The organism is Butyrivibrio sp. MB2005 (genome assembly GCF_000424285.1).
Lineage (GTDB): Bacteria > Bacillota > Clostridia > Lachnospirales > Lachnospiraceae > Butyrivibrio.
Map to the genome: position 1 here is coordinate 1 of NZ_AUJP01000041.1, position 7,695 is coordinate 7,695.

At 41.2% G+C, this 7,695-nt stretch carries 3 protein-coding genes; 1 reads left to right on the plus strand and 2 read right to left on the minus strand.

Going from position 1 to position 7,695, the window contains the following annotated elements:
• The first annotated feature begins 438 nt into the window (after window positions 1–438).
• Window positions 439–4,710 (plus strand): 2-hydroxyacyl-CoA dehydratase, encoded by a 4,272-nt coding sequence (locus G610_RS21185; RefSeq protein ID WP_035797721.1) that lies wholly within the window; start codon window positions 439–441, stop codon window positions 4,708–4,710.
• A 62-nt stretch (window positions 4,711–4,772) separates the two neighbouring features.
• Here G610_RS21185 and G610_RS0115015 read toward each other — a convergent pair whose 3' ends face one another.
• Both G610_RS0115015 and G610_RS0115025 read right to left on the minus strand, forming a co-directional pair.
• The gene (locus tag G610_RS0115015; RefSeq protein ID WP_026525425.1) at window positions 4,773–6,344 is read right to left on the minus strand and encodes an ATP-binding protein; all 1,572 of its coding nucleotides are present in this window, start codon (window positions 6,342–6,344) and stop codon (window positions 4,773–4,775) included.
• A gap of 588 nt (window positions 6,345–6,932) precedes the next feature.
• Window positions 6,933–7,695: helicase associated domain-containing protein (locus G610_RS0115025; protein WP_026525426.1), on the minus strand; the 763-nt coding region annotated here is incomplete at its 5' end.

Genomic DNA, 7,695 nt, shown 5'->3' on the forward strand with positions numbered 1-7,695 from the left:
TCTGTCCTTGAATAAAGTGCGCTGAGGCGCACAGATATCCTTGATCTGCTTGACTACAGAATATCTGTCAGGAAATATCTGTCAACCCTGCGCACGGCGCACCGCAAAGCGGCTTTGGGGTTGACTGATATTTCCTGGCAGATAAAGTAGTCAACAAGCAGACCAAGGAATATAAGCGGAACACAAGGTTCCGCAGGGAACAAACGGCTAGGGGCTGGTAACGGGGGCTTCAGTGCTGTATAATAACGGAGACAAAGTCTGATCTTAAATGATTCCGGGTGTATTCCACCCTTTTGTTTCCGAATATCAATTTACGCTATCTTGTATAGTTGCTCAATTGATTTTTAAGACTTTCAATAGTATAATTCATTGGAATGCGCTTTAGTGCATTATAATAAGAAACAATAGATAAATTATATTTTTTCAGAGGTTTTATTCATGATTTCAAGAGATTACACTTTAGGAATTGACATCGGTTCAACTACCGTTAAAATTGCACTTCTCGATGCTGAGAGGAACATCATCTTTTCAGATTACAGACGTCATTATGCCAATATCCAGGAGACTCTCTTAGGACTCCTTCAGGATTGTGCCAAGAAATGCGGCAATGTAACACTCCACCCTGTTATCACAGGTTCCGGTGGTCTTACACTGGCAGGTCATCTTGAAGTTCCTTTTGTACAGGAAGTTATAGCTGTATCCACCGCACTTAAGTCACTTGCTCCCAAAACTGATGTAGCAATTGAGCTTGGTGGTGAGGATGCCAAGATCATTTATTTCGAAGGCGGTAACGTCGAGCAGCGAATGAATGGTATATGCGCCGGTGGTACAGGTTCATTTATAGACCAGATGGCATCTCTTCTTCAGACAGATGCTCCAGGTCTTAATGAGTATGCGAAAAAATATCAGAACCTCTATACTATTGCTGCCCGCTGCGGTGTATTTGCAAAAACAGATATTCAGCCACTTATTAATGAAGGTGCTACTAAGGAAGATCTTGCAGCATCAATTTTCCAGGCAGTTGTAAATCAGACCATAAGCGGACTTGCCTGTGGAAAACCTATCAGAGGACACATTGCATTCCTTGGCGGTCCTCTTCATTTCCTTTCAGAGCTTAAGGTTGCTTTCATCCGCACTCTTTCACTGGATGACGAGCACGTAATAGATACAGATAATTCTCACCTTTTTGCAGCAATCGGTTCTGCCATGAATGCAAGTGAGGATACACACTATTCAATGACTGACATGATCGGCAAGCTTTCTCATAAGATCGTTATGGCTGCCGAGGTTTCACGTCTTGAGCCTCTCTTCGAGTCCGAGGATGAGTACAAAGCATTCCTTGACAGACAGAATAACTACAGAGTAAAAACTGCACTTTTAGACAACTACAAGGGTAACGCTTTCCTTGGAATAGATGCAGGTTCCACCACAACCAAATGCGCACTCGTATCAGAAGACGGCGATCTTCTCTATTCCTTCTATTCTAGTAACAACGGAAGTCCTCTTAAGACTGCCATCAGTTCAATTGAAGAGATTTACAAGCTTATGCCTGAAGGCGTTACTATCGCACGTTCATGCTCTACAGGTTACGGCGAAGCTCTCCTTAAGTCAGCTCTTATGCTTGATGAAGGCGAAGTTGAGACCATCGCTCACTACAACGCTGCTGCATTCTTTGATCCTGAGGTTGATTGTATCCTTGATATCGGCGGTCAGGATATGAAGTGTATTCATATCAAGAATAATACAGTAGACAGTGTACAGCTTAACGAAGCCTGCTCATCAGGTTGCGGAAGCTTTATCGAGACCTTTGCAAAATCCCTTAATTACAGTGTTCAGGATTTCGCCAAAGTTGCCCTTTTTGCTGAGTCTCCCGTAGATCTCGGAACCAGATGTACAGTATTTATGAATTCCAGAGTTAAGCAGGCACAGAAAGAAGGCGCATCTGTTGCTGACATTTCAGCAGGTCTTGCTTATTCCGTTATCAAGAACGCCCTTTTCAAGGTTATTAAGGTATCTGATGCAAAGGACCTTGGCGAACACATAGTTGTTCAGGGTGGTACTTTCTATAACGATGCTGTCCTTAAAGCCTTTGAGAAAATATCAGGTGCTCAGGTTACAAGACCTGACATCGCAGGAATCATGGGTGCTTTCGGTGCTGCTCTTATCGCAAGAGACCGTTTCCATGAAAAAAATGGCGAAAAGACCACAATGCTTACAATCGATCAGATTCAGAAGCTCGAGTATACAACCAGCATGACAAAGTGTCAGGGCTGCACCAACCACTGCCGTCTTACAATTAATAAGTTCACAGGTGGACGTCAGCACATTTCTGGAAACAGATGTGAGCGTGGTATCGGCAAAACCAAGAACGCCGCAGGTGTTCCCAATCTTTTCGAATATAAATACAAGAGAATATTTGACTATAAGCCTCTCGATGAAGCTCAGGCAACCAGAGGTACAGTAGGTATTCCGAGGGTCCTCAATTTCTATGAGAACTATCCTTTCTGGTTTACCTTCTTCACAGAGCTTGGATACCGCGTTGTTTTATCACCCAGATCAACTCATCAGATTTACGAGCTTGGAATCGAATCAATTCCCAGTGAGTCTGAGTGTTATCCTGCAAAGCTTTCTCACGGACATATTGAGTGGCTCATTAAAAACAACGTAGATTTTATCTTCTATCCCGGTCTTTTTTATGAGCGCGATGAAGTTGATGGAGCAACCAACCACTATAACTGCCCCATCGTAACTTCTTATTCTGAGAACATTAAAAATAATGTAGAAGCAATTACAGAAGGCAAAATGAAGCTGAGAAATCCTTTCATGTCCTTCGCATCACTTAAAACTGTTACTGATGCCCTTGTTAAGGAATTCTCTGAGATTTCTGCAAACGAGATCATCGCAGCATCCACAAAAGCATGGGATGAAATGGCAAAAGCCAGAGATGATGTTCGTAAGAAAGGTGAAGAAACCCTTCGCTGGATCAAGGAAAACAATGCTCACGGTATCGTAGTAGCAGGTCGTCCTTACCATGTTGATCCTGAGATCAATCACGGTATTCCCGATATGATCTGCTCTTATGGCGTGGCTGTTCTTACAGAGGACTCCATCTCACACCTTGGAGCTCCCGAGAGACCGCTTATCGTATCAGATCAGTGGATGTACCACTCTCGTCTCTATGCAGCGGCAAGCTATGTTCGCACAAGAGATGACCTGGATCTGATCCAGCTCAACTCCTTTGGCTGCGGACTTGATGCAGTAACAACAGATCAGGTTAATGATATCCTTACAGGCTCAGATAAAATCTATACCTGCCTTAAGATTGATGAAGTAAATAACCTTGGAAGTGCAAGAATTCGTGTTCGTTCACTTCTGGCTGCCATCAGAGTTCGTAAACAGCAGGGCTTTAGAGAACGTACCATCGAGAGCACAGCTCACAAGAGAGTTCTCTTCACAGAGGACATGAGAGATAAATACACTATCCTCGTACCTCAGATGTCACCTATTCACTTTGACATCCTCGAGCATGCACTTTCTGCCTGTGGTTACAACATGGTGGTTATGCAGAATGATAACAAGCACGCCATCGATATGGGTCTTAAGTATGTTAATAACGATGCCTGCTACCCTTCCCTTTGGGTTGTTGGTCAGATCATGGACGAGTTACTTTCAGGAAAATATGACCTTAATAAAACAGCAGTCCTCATGAGTCAGACAGGTGGCGGATGCCGTGCTACCAACTACGTTGGATTTATCAGACGTGCTCTTAAAAAAGCTGGTCTTGAGCATATTCCTGTTGTATCTCTTAACCTCAGTAAGCTTGAGAGTAATCCGGGATTTCATATCAACTTTGAGATGCTGGAAAGAGCTGCTTACGCTGCAGTATTTGGCGATATTTTCATGAGATGCGTATATCGCATGCGTCCTTATGAAAAGGTTAAGGGCTCAGTTGAAGCGGTCCATGAAAAGTGGAAGAAAGAATGTATCGACTTCGTATCTGCTAAGCACATGAGCTTCATAAAGTTCCAGAAAATGTGCCGCCAGATAGTTGAAGACTTTGACCGTATCGAGATCACAGATGAAGTTAAGCCAAGAGTAGGTATAGTTGGTGAGATCCTTGTTAAGTTTGCTCCCGCTGCTAACAATCACCTTGTAGAGCTTCTTGAATCAGAAGGCGCTGAGGCAGTTGTTCCTGATCTTTTGGACTTCATGCTCTACTGCTTCTACAACCAGATTTACAAAGCAGACTATCTTGGTACAAGCAAGAAAACAAAGGCTTTCTGCAGAGCAGGAATCTATGCTCTTGAAAAGCTCCGCGGCGGTGCTGCCAAAGCATTTAAAAACAGCGTACACTTCGATGCACCTACAAGCATCTATAAGCTCGTTGAATATGCTAAGCCCATCGTTTCCATCGGTAACCAGACAGGTGAAGGCTGGTTCCTTACAGGCGAGATGGTCGAGCTCATCAAAGAAGGTGCTTCAAACATCGTATGTACACAGCCCTTTGGTTGCCTGCCTAACCACGTAGTCGGTAAGGGTGTTATCAAGCAGATGAGACACCTGTATCCTGATTGCAACATCGTAGCCATCGACTACGATCCCGGTGCCAGCGAAGTTAACCAGCTTAACAGAATTAAGCTCATGCTCTCTACCGCTCATAAAAAAACATCAGTAGAATACGAACAGGCTGAGAATAAAGCAATTTCATAATAAAGAAGGAGGTGGTATTACCACCTCCTTCTTTTTACAAAATCTCCAACTATTCTGTATATCTATTCGCACACTTTCCAGTCAGATAACATCCTCTTTTCAGAATTAAAAGCTACACCAATCTTAAATAATTTTCTAGGATCTGCTTTAAACGGAAGTGCATACCCGTTATCCTCAATTTGCTTAAGAGCTGAATCAGCAGAATCATCCCTTTTGAATTCAAAAATATAAATATACTTTGCTGATTCCAGAACGCAGTCTATACGTCCATTAAACGTATGCATCTCACATATGGCATATTGCCCCAATAATGTAAATACAAGATAGATTACCGCTTGGAAATAATGTTCAAATGGATCCGAATCCAGCGTATATGTAATATTAGCAAATAGACCGGTCAGGACATTTTTAATATTATCAAGATCGCCATTTTTCACATAACGGCGAAGTGTAAATATGTCGAGCCCTGATCCTGAGCCACAATTTCTGACGTATTCCGGCATCAAGCTCTGCATAAAGCCATATTTAACTTCTTCGTTTGGAAATGACAACGTATATTCCCTGTCAGTGCGATCAAAATCCGCTATAGTCAAATATCCTGTCTGATAAAGAAGCGGAACTATATCTAATGTATCCCCGGTATAGTCCTTAAGCACAGATTCATTAGTATAAATAGTTCGGTCTGTAAATTTCCTTAAATCGAAATTACTTTCCTTAATGTTTTTTATCAGAAATGTCGGTGTACCTGTCTCAAACCAGTAGGCGCCAAAATCCTTTGAAAACAACGCAGATAACACACTGTACGGATTATAAACGCCCTCTCCAGTCTGATGAAAATGATAACCATCATAATACTTCTTTAGGGCAGCAAGGCATTCATCTTCTGTCATCTCCTGCTTATCTGCAAGAACTTTTATCTCAGGTTCAAAACTTTCTCTTATTTCTTTCTCCGTAAGTCCGCAAAGTGCCGCATAATCCTCATCCAAAGAAATATCTCTTAGTTGATTTAAATCGCTAAAGATACTAACCTTATGAAACTTAGATACCCCCGTGATAAATATAAACTGTATATATTCATCACAGCTCTTAAGATTACTGAAAAATCCTTTGAAAACACTTTTATTATGTTCCTGTATATCTATATTATCTACAACATCAAGAAGTGGTTTATCGTATTCATCAACAAGTACAACACAGCGAAGTCCGGTAGATTCATTAGCTGTTTTCAAAAGATTCACAAATCTTTCAGACAGAGAGTTTTCTTTCTTTTCAACGTGATAATAATCTTCCAGTCCTTGAAGAATAAAAGAAAGCTTTTTTTCTAAAGCACCTTCTTCGTTATAATTTGTTCCGTTAAAATCAAAGTAAAATACCGGATATTCTTTCCATGCATCTGAATTATCTGCTTCTAGTTTTTCAATAGTAAGCCCATGGAATAATTCTTTTTTACCTTCCCAGTATGCTTTCATAGTACTTAAAAGCAGACTTTTTCCAAATCGCCTCGGTCTGCTCAGGAAATAAGGTACATTGTTATGTACCAGTCTGTATATAAATTCTGTTTTGTCCACATATAGAAAATTATCTGTTCTTAACTTAACGAATCCCTGTATTCCTACCGGAAGTTTTCTTTCCATGGTAGATTCCTCCCAAGCATCTTTTCATATAAAGATTATACATTCTAATAATTTCAGCGGCAATATTTCATCAAAACGAAGATGACGAGGTGATAGAAATGTGTAAAGGGATTCAAGGACTAATCAACGAAGGTATTGTTCAAGGTTGCGACAAACAAAAGAATAAAGATTTCGAAAATGTCACCCTCTCGATAATGGAACTTCAGAATGTTTCCAGAGAGGATGCAGAAAAACAGGCTCGCTTGCTATTAAAGATGGATTAAAGAAATTTTGAATAGCTACGTATTGCACTAAATTTCTCAGTATTAAAAAGCTCCTTACTCTTCATAAATCCCACGTGGGTAATTATGAATTGCAAGGAGCTCTATTGTTATTATTACTATCATTCACAACACTACATAATGATCAGAATTACTGTCTATACTACTTTATCACTTTATATCCGGCACTTGTGAAACAAAAGGATTAACAATAAATTGGATCTCAGAAAGAACTTTGCCCCCACTCTTGCTTTCTTTCACCTGTACTGTGACGTTGAAGGTATTATTGGAAAATGTAATGCCTCCGTCTTGAATGTACGCGGAGTACTTACCACCGATGTAGCTTCTTTAACTGGAGTTTGATGACCCAGACCATGCCGATTTGATTTAGCTTTTGGACTTCCGCAGCTTTTATAGTGGGCTTTCCTTTTCTATGAGAAAATTTCCCTCGCTGTTCTGATATCCACTGTCCAAGTCTGTAACCTTCGTCTGTTACGTAGTCTGTAGGGATCATCAAGTCGCCATGTTTTTCATAGTAGGCCTTGGCATCCTCATACCATTCATCCCAATCTCTTTGGAAGGAAAGTGCCCATTCCATACCAAGATTTTCAAGTTCCTGTATCTGGGTATCTGTAAGTTCCCCCCGCCAGTAGAGTCTTCTTTTCTCTACAATCCAGTTACCAAGGTGATATATTCCCTGCCTGTAATCTCTTGGAATCAGAAGATCACCTTTTTCTTCTTTATATATGGCGAGCTGTTCAATCCACTCATCCCACCGGAATCGATATTCAAGGCGCCAGGTCATTCCGATTTTTTCCAGAAGCTCTATTTCCGTATCTGAAATGGTGCCTTTTACGTGAGGCGAATTGTTGTATTTTGCTCTCTGCCTGCTGATCCATTTGCCTAGCTTATGACCTTCAGGTGTTATGTAGTTTGCCGGAACCAGGAGATCACCATTTGTCTCGTAATACTTCCCGGCAAGTGCATACCATTCATCCCAATCAAGCCTTTTCCCCTTAGTGGATTTTGATACTCTGTCCACTGCCCCCTCCATCTTTTTGCAAGTAGCAACGGAATATAAATTCTGTTGC